The organism is Bacillus sp. FSL K6-1560 (assembly GCF_038592935.1).
GTDB lineage: Bacteria > Bacillota > Bacilli > Bacillales > Bacillaceae > Bacillus > Bacillus subtilis.
Map to the genome: position 1 here is coordinate 185,306 of NZ_CP151946.1, position 20,338 is coordinate 205,643.

General features: G+C 46.0%; 21 protein-coding genes and 1 other annotated feature. Of the genes, 10 read left to right on the forward strand and 11 right to left on the reverse strand.

The features are described 5' to 3' along the window. Positions 1-38: 38 nt before the first annotated feature. Positions 39-1,682 (reverse strand): catalase KatX, encoded by a 1,644-nt coding sequence (katX, locus tag NYE22_RS01095; protein WP_032725113.1) that lies wholly within the window; start codon positions 1,680-1,682, stop codon positions 39-41. Positions 1,683-1,810: 128 nt separating this feature from the next. Here katX and NYE22_RS01100 point away from each other — a divergent pair, with 128 nt between their 5' ends. From NYE22_RS01100 to licH, 7 genes are all read left to right on the forward strand, one after another. Beyond that, positions 1,811-2,401 carry a DNA-3-methyladenine glycosylase gene (locus tag NYE22_RS01100; protein ID WP_003227303.1) on the forward strand — a complete coding sequence of 197 codons (591 nt, stop codon included), beginning with the start codon at positions 1,811-1,813 and terminating at the stop codon, positions 2,399-2,401. A 28-nt stretch (positions 2,402-2,429) separates the two neighbouring features. Then, positions 2,430-2,588, forward strand: coding sequence for a hypothetical protein (locus NYE22_RS01105; protein WP_009968374.1), 159 nt, complete (start codon positions 2,430-2,432; stop codon positions 2,586-2,588). A 162-nt stretch (positions 2,589-2,750) separates the two neighbouring features. Then, positions 2,751-4,676 (forward strand): transcriptional regulator LicR, encoded by a 1,926-nt coding sequence (licR, locus tag NYE22_RS01110; RefSeq protein WP_342412235.1) that lies wholly within the window; start codon positions 2,751-2,753, stop codon positions 4,674-4,676. Between the two features lie 128 nt (positions 4,677-4,804). Continuing rightward, positions 4,805-5,113, forward strand: coding sequence for a PTS lichenan transporter subunit IIB (gene licB, locus NYE22_RS01115; RefSeq protein WP_003218755.1), 309 nt, complete (start codon positions 4,805-4,807; stop codon positions 5,111-5,113). Positions 5,114-5,128: 15 nt separating this feature from the next. After that, positions 5,129-6,487: a PTS lichenan transporter subunit IIC gene (gene licC, locus NYE22_RS01120; RefSeq protein WP_064671782.1), complete on the forward strand. Its 1,359-nt coding sequence runs from the start codon at positions 5,129-5,131 to the stop codon at positions 6,485-6,487. 18 nt (positions 6,488-6,505) lie between these two features. Further along, a complete protein-coding gene (gene licA / locus NYE22_RS01125; protein WP_003227313.1) occupies positions 6,506-6,838 on the forward strand; it encodes a PTS lichenan transporter subunit IIA in 333 nt (110 codons plus the stop codon). Beyond that, positions 6,835-8,163, forward strand: a complete 1,329-nt coding sequence (gene licH / locus NYE22_RS01130; RefSeq protein ID WP_003244285.1) for a 6-phospho-beta-glucosidase LicH — start codon at positions 6,835-6,837, stop codon at positions 8,161-8,163. The genes licA and licH overlap by 4 nt, the downstream gene beginning before the upstream one ends. A gap of 32 nt (positions 8,164-8,195) precedes the next feature. On the opposite strand, the gene NYE22_RS01135 is transcribed toward licH, so the two are convergent. The 7 genes from NYE22_RS01135 to NYE22_RS01165 form a co-directional block, all read right to left on the reverse strand. Then, the gene (locus NYE22_RS01135) at positions 8,196-9,287 is read right to left on the reverse strand and encodes a branched-chain amino acid aminotransferase (RefSeq protein ID WP_128747278.1); all 1,092 of its coding nucleotides are present in this window, start codon (positions 9,285-9,287) and stop codon (positions 8,196-8,198) included. 141 nt (positions 9,288-9,428) lie between these two features. Further along, positions 9,429-10,187, reverse strand: a complete 759-nt coding sequence (locus tag NYE22_RS01140; RefSeq protein ID WP_003242574.1) for an SDR family oxidoreductase — start codon at positions 10,185-10,187, stop codon at positions 9,429-9,431. Between the two features lie 90 nt (positions 10,188-10,277). Next, on the reverse strand, positions 10,278-11,456 hold the full coding sequence (gene dltD, locus NYE22_RS01145) for a D-alanyl-lipoteichoic acid biosynthesis protein DltD (protein WP_003227323.1): 1,179 nt from the start codon (positions 11,454-11,456) through the stop codon (positions 10,278-10,280). Next, entirely contained in the window at positions 11,456-11,692 is a 237-nt protein-coding gene (gene dltC / locus NYE22_RS01150; protein WP_003227325.1) for a D-alanine--poly(phosphoribitol) ligase subunit DltC, read from the reverse strand. The genes dltD and dltC overlap by 1 nt, the downstream gene beginning before the upstream one ends. Before the next feature lie 16 nt (positions 11,693-11,708). After that, positions 11,709-12,896 (reverse strand): D-alanyl-lipoteichoic acid biosynthesis protein DltB, encoded by a 1,188-nt coding sequence (dltB, locus tag NYE22_RS01155; RefSeq protein WP_342412236.1) that lies wholly within the window; start codon positions 12,894-12,896, stop codon positions 11,709-11,711. Further along, positions 12,893-14,404, reverse strand: coding sequence for a D-alanine--poly(phosphoribitol) ligase subunit DltA (gene dltA, locus NYE22_RS01160; RefSeq protein WP_049140910.1), 1,512 nt, complete (start codon positions 14,402-14,404; stop codon positions 12,893-12,895). Before dltA ends, dltB begins: the two co-directional genes overlap by 4 nt. Positions 14,405-14,421: 17 nt before the next feature. Continuing rightward, entirely contained in the window at positions 14,422-14,571 is a 150-nt protein-coding gene (locus NYE22_RS01165; protein ID WP_003227330.1) for a teichoic acid D-Ala incorporation-associated protein DltX, read from the reverse strand. Between the two features lie 149 nt (positions 14,572-14,720). Between NYE22_RS01165 and NYE22_RS01170 the strand changes: the two genes are divergently transcribed. The 3 genes from NYE22_RS01170 to ywaC all read left to right on the forward strand — a co-directional run bounded on the left by NYE22_RS01170 (position 14,721) and on the right by ywaC (position 16,727). After that, entirely contained in the window at positions 14,721-14,855 is a 135-nt protein-coding gene (locus NYE22_RS01170) for a hypothetical protein (RefSeq protein WP_021480955.1), read from the forward strand. 162 nt (positions 14,856-15,017) lie between these two features. Then, entirely contained in the window at positions 15,018-15,953 is a 936-nt protein-coding gene (locus NYE22_RS01175) for a 1,4-dihydroxy-2-naphthoate polyprenyltransferase (RefSeq protein WP_015250916.1), read from the forward strand. 141 nt (positions 15,954-16,094) lie between these two features. Then, positions 16,095-16,727, forward strand: a complete 633-nt coding sequence (gene ywaC / locus NYE22_RS01180) for a GTP pyrophosphokinase YwaC (protein WP_003244564.1) — start codon at positions 16,095-16,097, stop codon at positions 16,725-16,727. A 29-nt stretch (positions 16,728-16,756) separates the two neighbouring features. Here ywaC and ywaD read toward each other — a convergent pair whose 3' ends face one another. The 3 genes from ywaD to ywaE all read right to left on the reverse strand — a co-directional run bounded on the left by ywaD (position 16,757) and on the right by ywaE (position 20,287). Continuing rightward, positions 16,757-18,124 (reverse strand): aminopeptidase YwaD, encoded by a 1,368-nt coding sequence (ywaD, locus tag NYE22_RS01185; RefSeq protein ID WP_021480952.1) that lies wholly within the window; start codon positions 18,122-18,124, stop codon positions 16,757-16,759. A 155-nt stretch (positions 18,125-18,279) separates the two neighbouring features. Then, positions 18,280-19,521 carry a tyrosine--tRNA ligase gene (gene tyrS / locus NYE22_RS01190; protein WP_342412237.1) on the reverse strand — a complete coding sequence of 414 codons (1,242 nt, stop codon included), beginning with the start codon at positions 19,519-19,521 and terminating at the stop codon, positions 18,280-18,282. Between the two features lie 41 nt (positions 19,522-19,562). After that, positions 19,563-19,777, reverse strand: a binding site (T-box leader). Next, complete coding sequence (ywaE, locus tag NYE22_RS01195; RefSeq protein ID WP_019712840.1) at positions 19,772-20,287, reverse strand: tyrZ transcriptional regulator YwaE; 516 nt, start codon at positions 20,285-20,287, stop codon at positions 19,772-19,774. It overlaps the preceding feature by 6 nt. Positions 20,288-20,338 lie beyond the last annotated feature (51 nt).

Below are 20,338 nucleotides of genomic sequence, written 5' to 3' on the forward strand. Positions count from 1 at the left end.
AAAAAACAGGGCTTCTAAAAAAGCCCTGTTCGCTGTTGTTAATACGGATCAGACGGATGACTCTCCTGTTCAGCCTGCTTTGCAGCCTGTTCCGTTTCAGTTGTGCCGATCGGCCCGTTGCTGTTGTTTTCGGAAACCTTTTTTAGCCCTTCTGCTACGCGTTTTCCGTAGTCAGGATCAGCTTTTGTGAAATTCTCAATCATTTGATCCTGAATTTCTTTTCGGCACGTAGAAAGCGTATTCACCAAATTCGTAATCAATTCGTTCCGCTCAAATTCAGTAAATCTCCGGTACGTTTCTCCAGCCTGTCCGAAGTTGTTTGTTCTGTCAATCGCTTCACGCTTTACATCACCTTCGACATGCGGCGTATGGTCTTTTCCGTCTTGCTTCGCTTCCTTCAGCCCGCCCATAATGGATGGCTCGTAGTTGACGTGCGGGTTTTGTCCTTCTGCTCTATCGACCCGATATTGCATTTGCCCGCCTTCCTGGTTGGTGGCGACATGCTTTTTCGGCGAGTTGATCGGAAGCTGCAGGTAATTTGCGCCTACACGGTAGCGCTGCGTATCAGAGTAGGCAAACGTACGCCCCTGGAGCAATTTGTCGTCTGAAAAATCAAGCCCGTCGACAAGCACTCCCGTTCCAAATGAAGCTTGCTCCACTTCCGCATGGTAGTTTTCCGGATTTTTGTTCAGCACCAATTTGCCGATCGGTTTCCATGGGAAATCGTCTTTATACCACAGTTTTGTTGGATCAAGAGGATCAAAGTCCAGTTCAGGATGCTCATCATCGCTCATGATTTGAGCATATACTTCCCACTCTGGATAATCGCCATTTTCAATCGCGTCATATAGATCCTGTGTGGCATGGTTAAAGTTTTTCCCTTGAATCTCTTCTGCTTCCTTCTGTGTCAGGTTGCGGATGCCCTGCTTCGGTTCAAAATGGTATTTCACGAGAACGGCCTTGCCCTCCTCATTCACCCATTTATAGGCATGTACGCCTGAACCCTGCATTTGCCGGTAGTTGGCCGGAATGCCCCAAGGCGAAAACAAGAAGGTGATCATGTGTGTCGCTTCTGGAGATTGAGAAATGAAATCGAAAATACGTTCACCATCCTGGATGTTGGTCACTGGATCAGGCTGAAATGCATGTACAAGATCCGGAAATTTCAGCGGGTCGCGGATAAAAAAGATTTTCAGGTTGTTCCCGACCAAATCCCAGTTTCCGTCTTCTGTATATAGCTTTACAGCAAAACCGCGCGGGTCTCTCAATGTTTCAGGCGAGTGTTTTCCATGATTCACAGTTGAAAAACGGACAAATGCCGGTGTTTTCTTGCCTTTTTCCTGAAAGAGCTTGGCCCGTGTGTATTTTGAAATCGGTTCGTCTCCGAAGCTTCCGTACGCTTCAAAATACCCGTGTGCACCTGCTCCCCTGGCATGAACAACCCGCTCAGGGATGCGTTCCCGGTCGAAGTGGCTGATCTTTTCGAGAAAATCATAGTTCTCAAGTGTTGTAGGCCCTCTATTCCCGACGGTTCTTACATTCTGGTTGTCAGTAACAGGATGCCCCTGCCTATTCGTTAAGGTATCCTCTGACTCGTTTTTCCCGGATGTCTTGTGGGAAAGCGCTTCCTCGCTCCCTTGGGCATTTGATTGGTGCTGCTTGTTTTGATGATCATCTTTCAATGGTTGGCCCTCCTTTTTTGAACGGTAACAATATTCCCTGAATGGAAAGATTTTAAAACAGCCGTTTTTTTTGATCTGCTTCGGGAATGGTACAATGTACAAAAATCGGTAAAAGGAGAGGTCGATTCGTGACGAGAGAAAAAAATCCGCTGCCCATCACGTTTTATCAAAAAACCGCTCTTGAGCTTGCCCCATCGCTTCTGGGCTGCCTTCTTGTAAAAGAAACAGACGAAGGCACAGCGTCAGGCTATATTGTGGAAACAGAGGCCTATATGGGTGCTGGAGACAGAGCGGCACACAGCTTTAACAACCGCCGGACGAAGCGGACTGAGATCATGTTTGCAGAAGCTGGGCGGGTATATACATACGTGATGCACACCCATACATTGCTGAATGTCGTTGCCGCGGAAGAGGATGTCCCGCAAGCGGTATTAATCAGGGCGATTGAGCCGCATGAAGGCCAGCTGTTAATGGAGGAGAGAAGGCCGGGCAGGAGTCCGAGGGAATGGACAAACGGACCAGGAAAGCTGACGAAAGCGCTTGGCGTCACGATGAATGACTACGGACGCTGGATTACGGAACAGCCGCTTTACATCGAAAGCGGGTACACACCGGAAGCAATTTCAACCGGCCCGCGCATCGGCATTGACAACAGCGGGGAGGCACGCGATTATCCATGGCGTTTCTGGGTGACGGGAAACAGGTACGTGTCGCGTTAGAATGTTTAAGGAAGAGGCAATCAGGGGAATGGTTGAGAAAAAAGAAGGGAGAATCGGAGCTTTGAAAAAGATGATCAAAACCGTTATCAAATGGGCGCCGGTCATTTACCCGATTGTTCGAAAAATCATGAAGGATCGCAAGGCGTCTAAACAAAAGAATATGTCCGCATCTAGAACAGCCGGCTGATCCCGGCTGTTTTTTTATAGGTCAGTTTTCCCTCTAGTCCTCCGGATGTTCATTGACTTGCCATTCTCTCCATTATAGAATTTATATACATTTCGCATCCCTTCATCATCCTTTCTGCCTATTCACTGAATCCCTGCATCTACTAGATAGGAGGTTTTTCTCATGCTTCATGGGCGACTTCGTGATATTCTGCGCTTGCTGATGGCGGCTGAAGCCCCGGTGACAAGTTCGTTTTTTGCCGCGCAATTAAACGTAACGACGCGGACAGTCCGCAATGATATAAAGGAACTTCAAGGTGTGCTAAGCGGTCACGGTGCCTTTGTACAATCTGTAAGAGGCTCGGGCTACAAGCTCCGCATTGATGACGAGCAAGTATTCAGAACACTGCTGCAAGATGAATTTCAGCAAAAAAAGGGCCTGCCGGTATTGCCGGAGGAGAGAATGGCCTATCTTATGAAACGTCTGCTGCTGGCGGACCATTATCTCAAGCTCGATGAACTTGCTGAAGAACTATTTATCTCAAAATCTACACTCCAAACGGATTTAAAGGAAGTAAAGAAACGTCTGCTGCCTTACCGCATCGTCATGGAAACACGTCCGAATTACGGCTTCAAGCTGCGCGGGGACGAGGTGCAGATGAGGTACTGCATGGCGGAGTACATTGTCGATGAAAGAGAAACGGAGATAGATGTTTTAAATGAAAAGGCTGATATTTTGCCAAAAGAAGAAATTGAGATCATCCGTTCCGCCATCTTGAAAAAAATGAAAAACGACCGCATCCCTCTGTCCAACATGGGACTGAATAACCTCATTATCCATATCGCTATCGCCTGTAAACGGATCAGAACGGAAAACTATGTATCTCTTTTCCCGAAAGATATGGATCATATCCTGCATCAAAAGGAGTACCAGGCTGCAGAAGCCATCGTAAAAGAGCTGGAATCAGCGCTTGCCGTTACGTTTCCGAAAGACGAGACGGCCTACATCACCATGCATCTCCTTGGCACAAAACGAATGACACAATCACAATGCGGAGAGGACACATTTTCAATAGAAGAGGAAACCGATCAGCTGACACTTGCCATGATCAAAGCTGTTGATCGTGAACTGAAGCTTGGCATCCTGCATGACAAAGAGCTGAAAATCGGATTGGCACTGCATATGAAGCCGGCGATCAGCCGCAACCGATACGGCATGAATCTTCGAAATCCGATGCTGGCAGCGATCAAGGAACATTATCCACTCGCTTTTGAAGCCGGGATCATTGCCGGAATCGTGATAAAGGAACAAACGGGTATTGAGATTCATGAAAACGAAGTTGGATATTTGGCTCTCCACTTTGGCGCCGCGATTGAACGAAAAAAAACAGAAAGCCCGCCGAAACGCTGTATCATTGTATGCGCATCGGGTGCCGGAAGCGCCCAGCTTCTGCGCGAAAAACTGCGTTCCCATTTCGGCAAGCGGCTCGATATTCTTGGAACGGCTGAGTATTATAGTCTTGAACAAATGTCCTACGAATCAATTGATTTTGTCATCAGCACCATTCCGATTAAAAAAGAGCTCCCTGTACCAGTACTGAAGGTTAACACCATCTTAGGCGGAACTGACTTTACAAAAATAGAATCTATTCTGAGTGATGAAAAGGAAAAAGCCAATCGCTACCTAAAAAAAGAACTCGTTTTTTTTCAGGAGGATCTGCGCTCAAAAGAAGAAGTGATTCAATTTTTAGGGCAGAAAGCGGTCGAATGCGGCTTTGCCGATGAAGAAATCATAGATTCCATTTTTGAAAGAGAAGACATGTCGCCAACGTGTTTTGGCAATCTTGTTGCCATCCCGCACCCGCTTGTTCCGCAGACGAAAACAACGTTTTGGGCCGTTTGTACGCTCAAAAAACCGATCAATTGGGAGAGTCAGCGAGTTCAATTTGTCTGTCTGCTTTGTGTCGAAAAGGAGAACAAAGCGGATTTGCAAAGCATGTATAAACTGCTTGGCAGCATTTTGGATGACCCGGCGGCGGTGAACCAGCTGATCAAATGTCGTTCATATCAAGAGCTTTCGGATGTGTTTGACCAAAAAATGCTGAGCTGACAGCCTGTATATACCTTTTTTCCGTTGCCTGCGGAAAAACCCTGAGTGTTTATGAAAGCGATTTCATAATATGATGATAGCAACAGCAGGACATTACAAAATTGATCAAACTCTAGGGGGTCTTTTACATGAATATATTACTCGTTTGTGCAGCAGGCATGTCTACTAGCTTACTGGTGAGCAAGATGGAAAAAAGTGCGCAGGAACAGGGAAAAGACTATACCATTTGGGCAGTTTCAGGCGATTCTGTACAAAATCATATCGATAAAGCGGATGTATTGCTTCTCGGTCCGCAAGTCCGTTACATGCTTCCACAGCTCAAAAAATTAGGAGAGTCAAAGGGGGTTCCGGTAGACGTCATTAATACCGTCCATTATGGCACGTGCAACGGGGCGGAAGTGCTGAAATCAGCTGAACAGCTTGGACATGTGTCATAGAGAGGGGCGGGCTATGTGAATAAAGTCAATCAGATCTTAGAAGAAAAGGTCATGCCTATAGCGGGAAGAATTGCGGGACAGCGTCATTTGCAGGCGCTGCGTGATGGTATCATCCTCACGATGCCCCTGATTATCATCGGTTCCTTTTTCCTCATCATTGGCAACCTCCCGATCCCGGGATACGCTGAGTTTATGGCAAAAACGTTTGGCAGCTCCTGGTCTGAAAAACTGGCCTACCCAGTCGACGCGACCTTTGAAATTATGGGTCTTGTCGCCGCGTTCGGCATCGCCTACCGGCTCGCCGAGAAATACGGTGTTGATGCCTTGTCGGCCGGAGCCATTTCCCTTGCGGCATTTTTATTAGCAACACCTTATCAAGTGCCGTTTATGCCGGATGGCGCGACGAAAGAAATCATGGTTGGCGGCGGGATTCCGCTTTCGCTCATGGGAAGCAAAGGCCTATTTGTCGCCATGATTATCGCAATGGTGTCCACAGAGATTTACCGCCTTATTATCCAGCGCAATTTAGTCTTCAAAATGCCGGACGGTGTCCCGCCGGCGGTAAGCAAGTCATTTGTCGCGTTAATCCCCGGCTTTGCCGTCATCTTCCTAATTTGGGCAGCCCGGCTGATTGTTGAAGCGACACCGTTTGAAAGCCTTCATAATATTGTAAGCGTTTTATTAGGGACTCCGCTTTCCATTCTGGGAGGAAGCCTTGGAGGAAGCCTTGTCGCCGAAGCCGTCAAAATGCTTTTATGGGCCTGCGGCCTTCACGGTGCAAACATTGTCGGCGGCGTCATGGCACCAATTTGGTACGGCGCAATGGATGCCAACCGGATCGCATTCCAAGCCGGTGAGGAGCTTCCTAAGATTTTCACCCAGCAATTTTTCGATATCTGGGTCAATATCGGCGGAAGCGGCGCCACATTGGCACTGGTTGTCACGATGTTTCTGCGCGCCCGAAGCAAACAAATGAAGCAGCTCGGGAAGCTTGCGGTCGGCCCGGCCATCTTCAATATTAACGAACCGATTATATTCGGAATGCCGATCGTCATGAACCCAATGCTCTTACTTCCGTTTATCATCACACCGCTTGTCACAGTGACACTTACGTACATCGGAATGAGCACCGGCCTTGTCGCAAAACCGGCGGGTATCGCAGTGCCGTGGACCATGCCGCCGATCTTTTCAGGCTACTTGGCGACAGGAGGAAAAGTCTCAGGCGCGGTCATGCAAGCCATTAATATTGTCGTATCCTTTGTTGTCTACTACCCGTTCTTCAGAATGTGGGATAAGCAGAAGCTGAAAGAAGAAAACGATCTGGAGCTGGTTCAAACGCCTGCAACATCAGATGACAAAGAAGCGGCTCTGTAGAGAAAGGAAGTGAATCGCGTGAATGAGGAAATGGAACAAATCATTTTTCAAATCATCCTTCACGGAGGAAACGGTAGGAGCTCCGCAATGGAGGCCATTGCCGCTGCGAAAAGCGGTGACGCAGAAGAAGCGCGGAAAAAGCTTCAAGACGCTGCTGAAGAATTGTCAAAAGCCCATCATTATCAGACAGAGCTGATCCAAAATGAAGCGGGCGGAGAAAAGACGGAAATGACGCTTCTGATGGTTCATGCACAGGATCATTTAATGAATGCAATGACAGTGAAGGATATGGCTGCAGAGATCATTGAGTTATATGAAAAAATCACCGAGCAAAGGGGAGCAAGCATATGACAAAAGGATTGAAGATTGTAACGATTGGCGGAGGTTCAAGCTACACGCCCGAGCTAGTGGAGGGGTTCATTAAACGGTATGATGAGCTGCCTGTCCGTGAATTATGGCTTGTCGATATCCCCGAGGGCGAAGAAAAGCTGAATATTGTCGGCACACTCGCCAAACGGATGGTTGAAAAAGCTGGCGTTCCGATTGACATTCATCTTACGCTCGATCGGAGAAAAGCGCTGAAAGACGCAGACTTTGTTACGACCCAATTCCGTGTCGGACTTTTGCAGGCAAGAGCAAAGGATGAGCGCATTCCGCTAAAATACGGTGTAATAGGCCAGGAAACAAACGGCCCGGGAGGCCTGTTTAAAGGATTGCGCACAATTCCGGTCATCCTTGAGATCGCAAAGGACATAGAAGAGCTTTGCCCGAACGCTTGGCTTGTTAACTTCACAAACCCTGCCGGCATGGTAACAGAAGCCTTGCTTCGCTACTCCAACCTGAAGAAAGTCGTCGGTCTTTGCAATGTTCCAATCGGCATCAAAATGGGCGTAGCCAAAGCGCTTGATGTAGATGTGGACCGCGTAGAAGTCCAATTTGCCGGACTGAACCATATGGTATTCGGGCTGGATGTTTTCTTGGACGGCGTAAGTGTGAAAGAGCAAGTCATCGAGGCGATGGGTGACCCGAAAAACGCGATGACGATGAAAAATATCTCAGGCGCCGAATGGGAACCAGATTTCTTAAAAGCGCTCAATGTGATCCCTTGCGGCTATCACCGTTACTATTTCAAAACAAAAGAGATGCTGGAGCACGAACTGGAAGCATCACAAACGGAGGGCACCCGCGCTGAAGTCGTACAGAAGGTCGAAAAAGAGCTGTTCGAGCTTTATAAAGATCCGAACCTTGCGATCAAACCGCCGCAGCTGGAAAAACGGGGCGGGGCTTACTACAGTGATGCAGCATGTAACTTAATCAGCTCCATTTATAATGATAAACATGACATTCAGCCGGTGAACACGATCAATAATGGTGCGATAGCGAGCATTCCAGACGATTCCGCAGTTGAAGTGAACTGTGTGATGACGAAAACCGGCCCTAAGCCAATTGCTGTCGGTGACTTGCCGGTGTCTGTCCGCGGCCTTGTCCAGCAAATCAAATCCTTTGAACGTGTCGCGGCAGAAGCGGCAGTTACAGGTGACTATCAAACTGCACTCCTTGCCATGACGATTAACCCGCTTGTCCCGTCCGATACTGTGGCCAAACAGATTTTAGACGAAATGCTGGAGGCGCACAAAGCGTATCTGCCGCAGTTTTTCAATAAAATTGAAGCGTAAAAAAGCCGGCCTGTAATGGGCCGGCTTTTTTCTTACTTGCTTTCAGTCAGCGCTGCAACTTCGGTCGTCCATCCGAATTCGTCTGCGACAGCGCCTTTTTGAATGCCTGTAATCGTGTCATATAGTTTTTTTGCGATTTCTCCTGTTTCACCGTTGTTGATCGAAAGTGTTTCATTCTGCCAGATCAGCTCGCCGACTGGGGAAATAACAGCTGCTGTACCAGTTCCGAAGGCTTCTTCCAGGATGCCGTCTTTATGGGCTTGGATGACCTCATCGATCGCAATTTTCCGTTCTGAAACTTGAAGGCCCCAATGCTTAAGCAAGGCGATGACTGAATTGCGCGTAATGCCTTCCAGGATGCTTCCGTTCAGCATCGGCGTTACGATTTCACCGTTGATTTTGAAGAAGATGTTCATGCTTCCAACTTCTTCGATGTATTTCTTCTCAATGCCGTCCAGCCAAAGCACTTGGGAAAATCCTTTCTCTTCGGCGACCTGCTGCGCTTTTAAGCTTGAAGCGTAGTTCCCTGCGGTTTTGGCATTTCCTGTTCCGCCTTTTACCGCACGGACAAATTCACTTTCAACAGCGATTTTGACCGGCTTAATGCCTTCTTTGTAATAAGAGCCGACCGGAGAAAGAATGATCAAGAGCTTATACGTATGAGATGCCGCAACACCAAGGAAAGGCTCGGTTGCGATGATGAACGGACGGATGTAAAGGGACGTGCCCTCCGCATTTGGAATCCAGTCTTTATCAATTGCGACAAGCTGCTTTAAGCCTTCAAGAACCAGTTCTTCATCAATTTGCGGGATGCAGAGGCGGTCGTTTGATTGATTCAGGCGTTCCATATTTTTTTCCGGTCTGAAAAGCAGAACATGGTCATCCTCTGACACGTAAGCCTTTAACCCTTCAAACACGGTTTGGCCGTAGTGATAGACCATTGCGGCCGGATCCATTGATAAGGGCTGATAAGGAATGATTCTTGGATCGTGCCAACCTTTATCTGCGGCATAGTCCATTACAAACATGTGGTCTGTAAACACTCTTCCGAACGAAAGCTGATTTGGGTCTGGTTTCGGTTTTTTTGTTGATGTCAATTCAACGCGAATTGTTTGTTTAGTCATGGTCAATCTCCCTGCTGTTAAATTGTTTATATTATCAAACTTATTTGAAAATAATTTATATTCTATTGTATACCTTCAACAAATAATCGCAATAGGTTTGCTCAAATTTGTAAGAAATTCATATGAAAAAAGCAGGAGAAATTAATTCTCCTGCGTGTTCATTTGCTCGAATAACCTGTCATAATCGGCGCGAGTGGCATCCCGAAGACCTTCAACACGTTCATTTGTAATCTCCTGTTTGCCTTCCTTCAAGCCGTCCAAGAAATATTGAACATATTCTTCAGATGAAATGCCCCGGTACGTCAGGCCTTGTTTATCGCGTGATTTTTGGTTTAAGCCCGTGTCCACCATAGGCGGTGCCATTTCAATCACTTCCACGCTCGTGTCGCGGAGCTGGTGTCTGAGCGTAAGCGAGAACGAGTGAAGTGCCGCTTTTGTTGCGCAGTACACCGGATAAACAGCTAACGGGTTAAACGCAAGCCCGGATGTGACCTGAACGATTGCCGCCTCGGGCTGCTTCATCAAATGAGGTGTGAAAAGGGCGGATAAATGGACAGGCGCTTGGAAATTAAGTTCAATTTCATCACCGTCCACAAAAAGCTCCTCTGTCCCTTTTTTAAAGTCAATTTCCTTTTGAATGCCGGCGTTGTTGACGAGAACATTCAAGTTCGGATATTCCTTTAAAGCCCATTCATACAATGCTTCCCGCTGCGAACGGTCTGCAACATCACATTGCTTTGTATGGATGTTTGGGAGCTGCTGCTTCGCTTCCGCAAGACGTGCTTCGCTGCGTCCGCAAATGATAACTTCATTGCCAAGTTCCAGCAGGCGCTTGGCCAGTTCAAGCCCGATGCCAGCAGAACCCCCTGTGATTAAAACCGTATTATTTGTCATCTTCATTGGATGTAACACCTCTTAATTAAGTTGGCTGTGATTCCTTTACTATTTCAAATCTTAGCAGGAAATATGCAGCCGCGTCCTATGAGATGCTCAGGATGAAGTGACTTTTCCGGTTTTATAAAATTCGTCAATTGCTTTATCGACATACACCCAGCCTTTCCAGCCGATGTGAATGGTGTCTTTCATGAAATACGGGTCATATTCATGCCCTGAGAAATCAGCAACCTGGAAGCCCTTCGCTCTGATTTGTTTATTTACCTTTTTGTAATAGTCAGTGCGTCCTTTTTTCGGGAAGCCCGTGTAATCGTACCATTTCCCGTTAACAGGAATGGTGACAAACATAGGCTCTGCGCCCGCATCCTTCAGGATATCGAGCATCATTTCAAAGTCGCCATATTCCGGTGACACCGCATACGATCTTCCTTTGTTTTTCCCTTTCAGCTTAGGCACTTTCGGCTTCAGCTTTTTATAGACAGGGTTGTCGATGTGAAAATCGTTAGAACCGGAGTGGCGTTTGCCTGATTGATCCGCTAGTTTATTCAATTCAGACCATGACTTATCCTTTACTGACTGCGAGATATAGCGCTTTGGCCCGGATGATTCTGTCGTTGAATAATACAGATCTTTCTTTTCCAGCATGCTGTAATACACTTTGGCCGCCGGCTTCAGCGCGTTCACTTTCCACGTCTGGCCGTTTACCATTGCTTTGTACAGCTCAGAAAGAATGGCATCGTTTTGCACAGCCTTAAAGCGCAGCATGCGTTTCATCATTTTCTTTTTAATTTCAGGATCGATCTGATCGTTAAATGCCAAATCAAGCCCTTGCAGCGCAGAATAGTTCGGCGCGAAATGCTGTTCATCAGACCCGCGCTTAATAAACCATTGCGGAGACACGATGAATACGATTTTTTTGCCCTTCAGCTGATCCATATGGGCAGCGAAGTTTAAAGAATGAATCAATGACTGGGATCCGCCTTTGCCGACAAGGTATGGCGTGAATCCCTCATTGTTTACCTGAAAATAATTAGATGGGTGGAACTCGTCCAGCCGAGAAAGCTCAGAAGACCCGTAAATCGGAAGATATGTCGGATCTTTGAGCATCTGATCTTGTAAATATAGCCCTTGAAACATACTCGGATTCAAGGCTGTTGCTGACTCTTTCACACGCTTATCGGTGATGAAGCCTGTCAGCCATGAAGATGGAATTGCGATGGCGCCTGCGAATAGAATAAACGCCAAAATAATTGGACCGAAAAAACGCTTTTTCATTATTTCAACTCAGACAGCTGATTTACAATGTTGTTAGGTGTATTCCAAACGTCCCGGTCAAATTCAGTGATCGGCACTAAAATATCAAAACGGTTTTCAATCGCAAGCAGCAATTCTACTGTTCCAAAAGAATCAAGCAAACCTTCTTCAAAAATTTCAATATCAGGATTTTCCTTTACGATGTCATCCTGGCAAACCTCTGCTAAAACGTCTAATACCTCTTGTTTAAAATCCATAGCTTTCTAATCTCCTTTAATGGTGGTGATGAAATGGTTTTCCTGAGAAAATATAAAACCCGAAGCAAACGAAATGGAATGTGATCACAATCGCGAGAATGGTTGTCCAGCGGTTGGACGGCAGCCATTTATATTTCTTATTCCACTTCTCGAAAAAGTTGTAACACGTCATCAGAACGGCGTGATAGAGGCCGTAAATGATATATTGCGGCGCGAGCCCGTGCCAAACCCCCATCAGCATAAACAGCACGAAATATCCGATGTTTGAGACGGCCATACGGTTTTTGATCCACTTTTTCTTAGTCATCCAAAATACGAATCTCATAAACACATAATCTCTGAACCAAAATGACAGAGACATATGCCAGCGATTCCAGAAATCTTTAATATTTTTACTGATAAACGGTTTATTAAAGTTTTCTGGTGATTTAATGCCCATAATGTAGCTGACCCCGACGGCAAACATCGTGTAGCCGGCGAAATCAAAGAATAAATACATGCTGTAGCCGTACATGTACAGCAGGTTCCCAAGAATCTTATTGTGCGTGATTGCGGGAAGATTCATGATGAAGTACGTATTGATCGCGTAGCCGATAATAAATTTATACAGGAAACCGATGAAGATTTTATGGATTCCCGTATACAGCAGGTCGGCGTATTCTTCTTTCGTCCAAGCCTTCTGTTCATCCTTGACGAACCGGCGGTATCTGTCGATCGGGCCGGAGGAAATCGTCGGGAAAAACAGGATGAAATACAGCAGGCGGTGCAATGGCAGCTGTTCTTTCAGCAGTCCGTCTCTTGCTTCCATAATCAGCTGAACGCCTTTAAAGGTTAAATATGAAATCCCTAAAAAGCTGATCAGGTTATGCGGCGCATGATGCGGCTGCGGGTGCGACAGAAACGGCCATATTTTTGACAGAAATAAAGGCAGAATCGACGCGATAACAGCCCCGCAAAAGACAAAGCCGCTGTTCGCTTTCTGCCGGTATGCCAGATAGCCGCTGATCAGGAGCACCTGCCATATTGTAAACAGGCACAGCGCGATGACCCCGTGTAAGTCGTGCGAAAAAATTAAAGCCAATATAATGATAGATATGAACATGTTGTATGCTTGAAATCTTTTTCCGTTTAAGCCGAGAATGATCGTCGGCAGAAGAAGAATGCCAAGCAGTATAAAGAATAAAAACGAGCTGTAAGGCGTCATACAAGAACCTCTTCGCCAATGCGTTTTCGGTCAATTTTGCCGTTAGCCGTCATTTGAATGTGATCCTGATAGATAAATTTTCTCGGGATCATATATGCCGGAAGGGAAGCGGCAAGCTCTTTTTTAATAGCGCTTGTCAGCTGGAATTCCTTCTCGAACTCATGCTCCTCAGGCACAATAGCAGCGATCAAGTACTCAACTGTTCCGTTTGGCTGATAAGGAATCACGACAGCAGAGCGAACGTACTGTGACTGTCTGACATGGAACTCGATTTCCTCCAGCTCCATTCGATAGCCGTGAAGTTTAATCTGAAAATCCAAACGTCCTTGGCAGAAAATCTGACCGTCTTGAATAAAGCCGGCATCGCCAGTTCGGTATGCCCACTGGCCTTCATGAGAGAAAAACGCTTTTTCCGTCAGCTCTGGCTCACCAAGGTAGCCTCGGCTTACACTCGGCCCTGCAATGACGATTTCTCCTTTTTCTCCATCAGGAAGCGGCTGTCCCTGTTCATCCATAATGAAAATGTTCATATCTGGTTTGGCGAAGCCCACTGGAAGCGATTCGCTGCGGCTGATGACGTCAGCCGTAATTTCAACCGATGTGACAGCCACTGTCGCTTCAGTCGGGCCGTACGTATTAAAAATCTTTGCTTTCGGAAAACGCTCAAGCAGCGCTTTTGCCACAGAAACCGGAAGAACCTCTCCGCAAAACATAAATGTGTCCGCATGAGGCAGCAGATCCTGTGAAAAACCCGGATCCATCAGGCACATTTGCACAAAGGAAGGTGTTGATGTCCACACATTCAGCCCGGATTTCTTCAGCTCTTCAAATAAGACTTTCGGCTTGTTCACAGCATCCTTTGTCACGCAATGTAATGTCCCGCCTGATTGAAGGCACGGATATAGGTCCATGACAGACAAATCAAATGAGAACGGCGCTTGGTTTAAAAATATTTTTCCTCCGCTGACTGGAAAGTCTGCACAAATCCAGTCTGTGAAGCTTTGAAGATTCGCAGCGGAAATCTGCACGCCTTTCGGATTTCCTGTGCTTCCGGAAGTGTAAATGATATAAAACGTTTCGTGTTCTTTGACCCATTGATCTTGGCTGACAGAGCCGCCTTCGTTTTCCAGCAGTTCTTCCGCAGAAACTGTCTGAATCTGCTGGCCGACTGCATCAATTGAGAGTCCTGCTGCATGGATCAGCAATTCTGCTCCAGAGCTTTCGATAATTTTCGCAATCCGTTCGGACGGAATAGAAAGGTCAACCGGAATATAAGGATGTCCCGCTTTGACACTTCCCAAGAAGGAAACGATCATGTGCGGCTCCATGTGGCCGTACACAAGGATAGGAGATTTCTTTTCCCCAGAAATGCGTTTTTGGATCGCGGCAGCCGCGCGGTCAGACTGCTCCCATAATTCCTGATACGTGAGCGACTGGCCTTGAGAGCGGAAGGCATCGGTTTGCGGATAAGTTTCCGCATGTGTTTGAATAGCATGTAAAAGTTTCATAGTTATTCTCTCTCCAATTAGAAATCGTTATAAATATATGAACCGGTATTCGCGGTGTGAAAACCATACATAAAAAACAAAACAAGCAGTATCATCAAATAAAAGCCTGTATGACATGTCCACTTGACAGCGGGTTTTTCATACAGCTGTTTCATTAATTGCAGCATATCAAAAATTCCCTTCCCGTTTTTTCGACAATCACATGATTATTTGACGATCAGATGCTCAAAAAGTTTCATTTTTTCCCTAATCTCCCTCAAATTAATATATCGGCGTATGTTTTTGAAAATGAATCTTTATACCTGCAAGGGCAAGAATGGAATGTTTCGAGCTGATTCATAATAAAGGAAAAGATAGCTGGAGTCAAAAGATCTTTTTAACTTTTAAAAAGTGTAATGTACTTAAAAAAATTTTTCTGTACCTGTTCGTTCAAGTGAAAGCAGAAACCTAATGAAATCAGGGCGAGAAGCGTATAATAAGAAAGAAAACGCCTTCTTGCGGTATCTTGTGAAATAAGGGAGAAGTCATTATGATAGATAAGGAAGCAAAAGGAGTTTTTTATTAAGCTGCCGGCTGAAAAAAAGTAAGCCTTTTAATAGAAAGGAAGAGGAAGATGAACCAAACAAATAAGGGTGAGGGTCAGACAGCGCCGCAAAAAGAAAGCATGGGGCAGATCCTTTGGCAGTTAACCCGTCCTCATACGTTAACCGCATCGTTTGTGCCTGTGCTGCTCGGAACCGTTTTGGCGATGTTTTATGTGAAGGTTGATCTGCTGCTGTTTTTGGCTATGCTGTTTTCTTGCCTATGGATCCAGATCGCGACGAACTTATTTAATGAATACTATGATTTTAAACGCGGGTTAGATACAGCAGAATCAGTCGGAATCGGAGGGGCCATTGTACGCCACGGAATGAAGCCTAAAACGATTTTGCAATTAGCTCTGGCCTCATACGGGATTGCCATTTTGCTCGGTGTCTATATTTGTGCAAGCAGCAGCTGGTGGCTTGCGCTGATCGGCCTTGTCGGCATGGCGATCGGCTACCTGTATACAGGCGGGCCGCTGCCGATTGCGTACACGCCGTTCGGTGAATTATTCTCAGGCATTTGCATGGGTTCGGTGTTTGTGCTGATTTCGTTTTTCATTCAGACAGATATGATCAACACGCAAAGCATTTTGATTTCCATCCCGATTGCGATTCTTGTCGGCGCGATTAACCTGTCGAACAACATTCGTGATATTGAAGAGGACAAAAAAGGCGGACGCAAAACATTGGCGATTTTGATGGGGCATAAGGGAGCTGTTACTCTGTTAGCTGCGTCGTTTGCCGTCGCTTATATCTGGGTTGTCGGTTTGGTTATTACCGGTGCCGCAAGCCCATGGCTGTTTGTCGTCTTTTTAAGCGTGCCTAAGCCGGTTCAAGCAGTGAAGGGTTTCGTCCAAAAAGAAATGCCGATGAACATGATTGTTGCAATGAAATCAACAGCCCAAACAAATACATTTTTCGGATTCCTGCTCTCGATCGGATTATTGATCAGCTACTTCCGATAATAAAAAAGACCGCTCGTTTCGTGCGGTCTTTTTTTGTTACAATCGACCGCATTTTGTAAAAAAATTCATAGAACCTTGCAGCAGACAGGGACGTCTAGTACATGGACAGCGGATAAAGTTCCGTTAAAGGAGATGACGAACATGGATTTATCTGTAACACATATGGACGATTTAAAAACAGTAATGGAAGATTGGAAAAATGAGTTATTAGTTTATAAATTTGCGCTAGATGCGCTCGATACAAAGTTCTCAATTATCAGCCAGGAATATAACCTCATTCACGGACACAACCCGATTGAACATACAAAATCCCGTGTCAAAAGCTTTGAAAGCATCGTGAATAAGTTAATGAGAAAGGGCTGTGAGATTACGACGAAGGAAATGAAGGAGCATATTCACGACATTGCCGGCGTGCGCATCATCTGTTCCTTTATTTCTGACATTTATAATGTCGTGAATGTGTTGAAGCAGCATGAAGATTTGAGAATCGTAAAGGTAAAGGATTATATCCAGACACCCAAACCGAATGGCTATCGAAGCCTGCATTTAATCATTGAGATGCCTGTGAATTTAACGAACCGTGTGGAATACGTCAAAGCAGAAATTCAAATCCGGACAATCGCGATGGATTTCTGGGCGAGCCTTGAACATAAAATTTACTATAAATTGAACAATGACGTTCCTAAGCAACTAACAGATGAGCTGAAGGAAGCCGCGGAGATTGCCCATTACCTAGATGAGAAAATGCTGGGGATTAAGAAAGAAGTGGATTAAAAAAGACGGCACCCAAGTGCCGTCTTTTTTTATTTGATATCTTCAAAAATGTCAGTTGCTTTGGCCTTCATTTGTTTCTTAATGGTTTTCGGTTTCTTCTCTTTTTTCACAGCCTCATAGACTGCGGCTGTCACAAGATCGCCTGCTTGCTGGAGGCGTTCTTTGCTGATATGTTCGATCGAGTCTTCAGGGGTATGATACCACGGCTCAACTTCTTCTGTTTCCGGGTCTCCCCAAATAAAGTTGGCGGAATCAATGCCGGCTTCGTGGAATGGCACATGATCAGATGATCCTCCCTGTGTCAGAGACAGGCTGTCAAACCCAATTTTTTCAGCAGCCGTATGGCTGGATTCCCAAACATAGTTAGATTGGCCGTCCAATGTGTTGACATACAACTCAGACGCTTTTTCCCAGCTTGTGCCTACCATATCTAAGTTGAAGTTCACTTCGCTTCGTTTCAGCTCTTTTTCCGATAGATGATCTACATAGTGAGAGGAGCCGAGCAGGCCGAGCTCTTCGGCGCCGAAAGCGATAAAGCGGATTTCTTTATCAGATGGAACGCTTTTTAAGACACGCGCCATCTCCAGCATAACAGAGGTACCTGAGCCGTTGTCATTTGCTCCGGGCGAAAAAGGAACACTGTCGTAATGGGCCGTCACGTACACAATGTCTGGATGTTTGATGTTCTTTGGTTTTTTGATTCCGATGATATTCTGGGAGGTTTGGTTTGTGATTGCTTTTAGTTTTAAGGTGGCTTCTTTTTGCTGGGTAAGTGCTTCGCCGTCTTCTTTCTTAATGCCGACGACCGGAATGCCGACTTTATTTCCCGACAGGTTTGGCGTCATAGGCACGAGGCTTTCTTTGTTGTTATAAATGATGACAGCTTTCGCTCCGGCGGCTTCGGCATTTTTGGCTTTCTCGTAATAAGTCAGGTCTCCTCTGGAAATCAAGGCGATTTTGCCCTTGGCGTCAGCGGTAAAGTCCTTTTGATAGCCCAATCCCGCATTGTAAAGCGGGGCCGTCAGCCCTTGTTCCTCAGTCGGAGCTGAGCCCGACGCCGCTTGGAGAAGAATATCGCGTCCTGCTGAAGACAGTGTACCCTCAAGCCGGTCAGGAATGTTGAATCGTTGAACCTTCACATCAAGCTTTAATTTTCTCAAGGATGAGGCGATCAATAGGGCACTCTTTTTTTCAGCTGCAGTTCCGGCTATTCTGGGGCCGATTGCTTCACTTAGCTGAGAAATGGTAGAGTACGCATGCTTTGCTTTGAATGGAAGCTCGCGCTCGCTATTTGATATTTGTAAAGCGTGCGCGGCAGGGGTGACACTCTGTGCCGGCAAGAGCAGTGTGCCGGCAGTTAAAACAGCCATCGTCATGACAGTCAAAAGCTTTTTCATCAAAAATAAACCTCCCCTAAATGTATGGTTGGGGAATATTTCGGGATGCTAAAGGAGTTTCCTGCAAGATGGAGAGCGTTTTTGAAAAGACAGTGCTTTATACCTGCAAAAAAACGCTTATGAATGAAGGGTCATAAGCGTTTCGGAATATCAAACTATTGGAGCTTTAAAAACTTGCGTTTGCCGACTTGGATGATCATATTCTCTCTTATCTCTGCTTTGGCGTGAATATCTGTTATTTTCTCTCCGTCGATGCGTACACCGCCGTTTTGAATCATGCGGCGCGCCTCGCTCTTCGAAGAGAGGAGTTTTAGCTTGACGAGCAGATCAATCATCGCTATCGTTTTTTCGCCTTTCCAGTTTACGGCTGGTATATCTTCCGGCAGGCTGTTTTCCTGAAAGACTGTTTTAAACGAGTGTTCGGCAGCTTCTGCTGCTTTCTCTCCGTGATACATTCGGACGATTGTTTTGGCTAAAAGCATTTTGGCATCACGCGGATGAACGGCGCCGGTTTCTAAGTCTTTTACGAGCTGTTTTTTCTCTTCAAGCTCTAAGTCTGTCGCCAAGTGGATGTACTTTTTCATCAGGCTGTCGGGCAGTGACATCGTTTTTCCGTACATGTCGTTTGGATGTTCGTTAATGCCAATGTAGTTGTGTTTCGACTTCGACATTTTCTCGACGCCATCCAAGCCTTCCAAGAGCGGCATAAGGATGACGACTTGTTTTTCTTTGTTGTATCGTTCTTGAAAATGCCGTCCCATGAGGACATTGAAATGCTGATCCGTTCCGCCTAATTCAATATCACTTTCAAGAACGACGGAATCATAGCCCTGCATCAATGGGTAAAAGAATTCATGCAGTGAGATTGGTTTTTGCATGGCGATGCGTTCTTCAAAGTCGTCGCGCTCCATCAGGCGGGCTACCGTTATTTTCCCTGCTAATTCAATGACATCTTCCAGATTCAATGTTTTCAGCCATTTTGAGTTATAGTGAAGCTCGACTTTTTCTGGATCAAGCACTTTTCCGAATTGCTCAAAGTAGGTTTTGGCATTGTGCTGAACTTCTTCATCAGTCAGTTGCTTTCTGGCTGCCGATTTTCCGGTCGGATCACCAATTTTTCCTGTAAAATCCCCAATTAACAGCTGGACAATGTGGCCGTTTTCTTGAAATTGGCGAAGCTTATTTAACACAACCGTATGGCCCAAATGTACATCCGGTGCAGACGGATCTAATCCGAGCTTAATTTTAAGCGGCGTGCCCGTGGAAATTGATTTCACGAGCTTTGTCTTTAATTCCTCCGGCGGTATGACTTCGTGGGCGCCTGTCATGTATAGCTGAAGCTGTCTTTCTACCTCTTTTTGCTGTGACGCTGTGAGCTGCTCAAATGTTCTCATCATTTTTCCTCCTTTTTTACAAACACAAAAAAGAGCCCATCCCAATAAGGGACGTGGCTCAATGCACGCGGTACCACCCTGGTTGAAGACATTGTCTTCCGCTCATTCGAATAACGGTTTCCCGTTCTTTGCTACTTTTAAGGTTCACAAAGAAAGCTTGGGGAGGTAATTCACGTTTGCTGTGTGCCGGCTCGCACCTTCCGCCGGCTCTCTGAAACAGGGAGACAAACCGCTACTGGATTCCCGTCAAAGCTTATGTTGTATGAAGATTGTCAGCTACCTTTCTAAGCAGCCCTGTCAATATTTTCTGTTCGTCCTTCGTCATTCCCGCAATGAGCTCTGTTTCCCCTTTGTGAAACTCCGGGTAGAGTTCTTCGATCGCTTGTTTGCCGGAATCTGTGATAGAGACAAACACGAGTCGCCGATCTCTTGTGTCGATGCTTTTACGGCAAAAATTCTTTTTTTCGAGCGTTTTGATCACGTTGCTTGCTGTAGCTGTAGATATCCCTGACAGCTCAGCGATTTTTCTCGTTTCGAGCGCTCCCCATACCCATAGATCATAAAGAATGGAGAAAGCTGTCCAAGAAAGGTTATAGGAAGAAAGAACCTCAGTCTCCATTTTGACACGGAGCCTTTGTGCAGACCGATACAAATTCGTAGCGATCGAAATGGCTTCCAGGTTGAGTGACTCGACGGGCATTTGTTTGAGCTTAGAAAGTGTATCGTGTTCTTCCTTCCGAAGCTGCTGATGTTGATGTGAACGTTCCATTTTTTAGGCCTGCCTTAAATTATCAGAATCATTAGCTATGAAACGAATTGT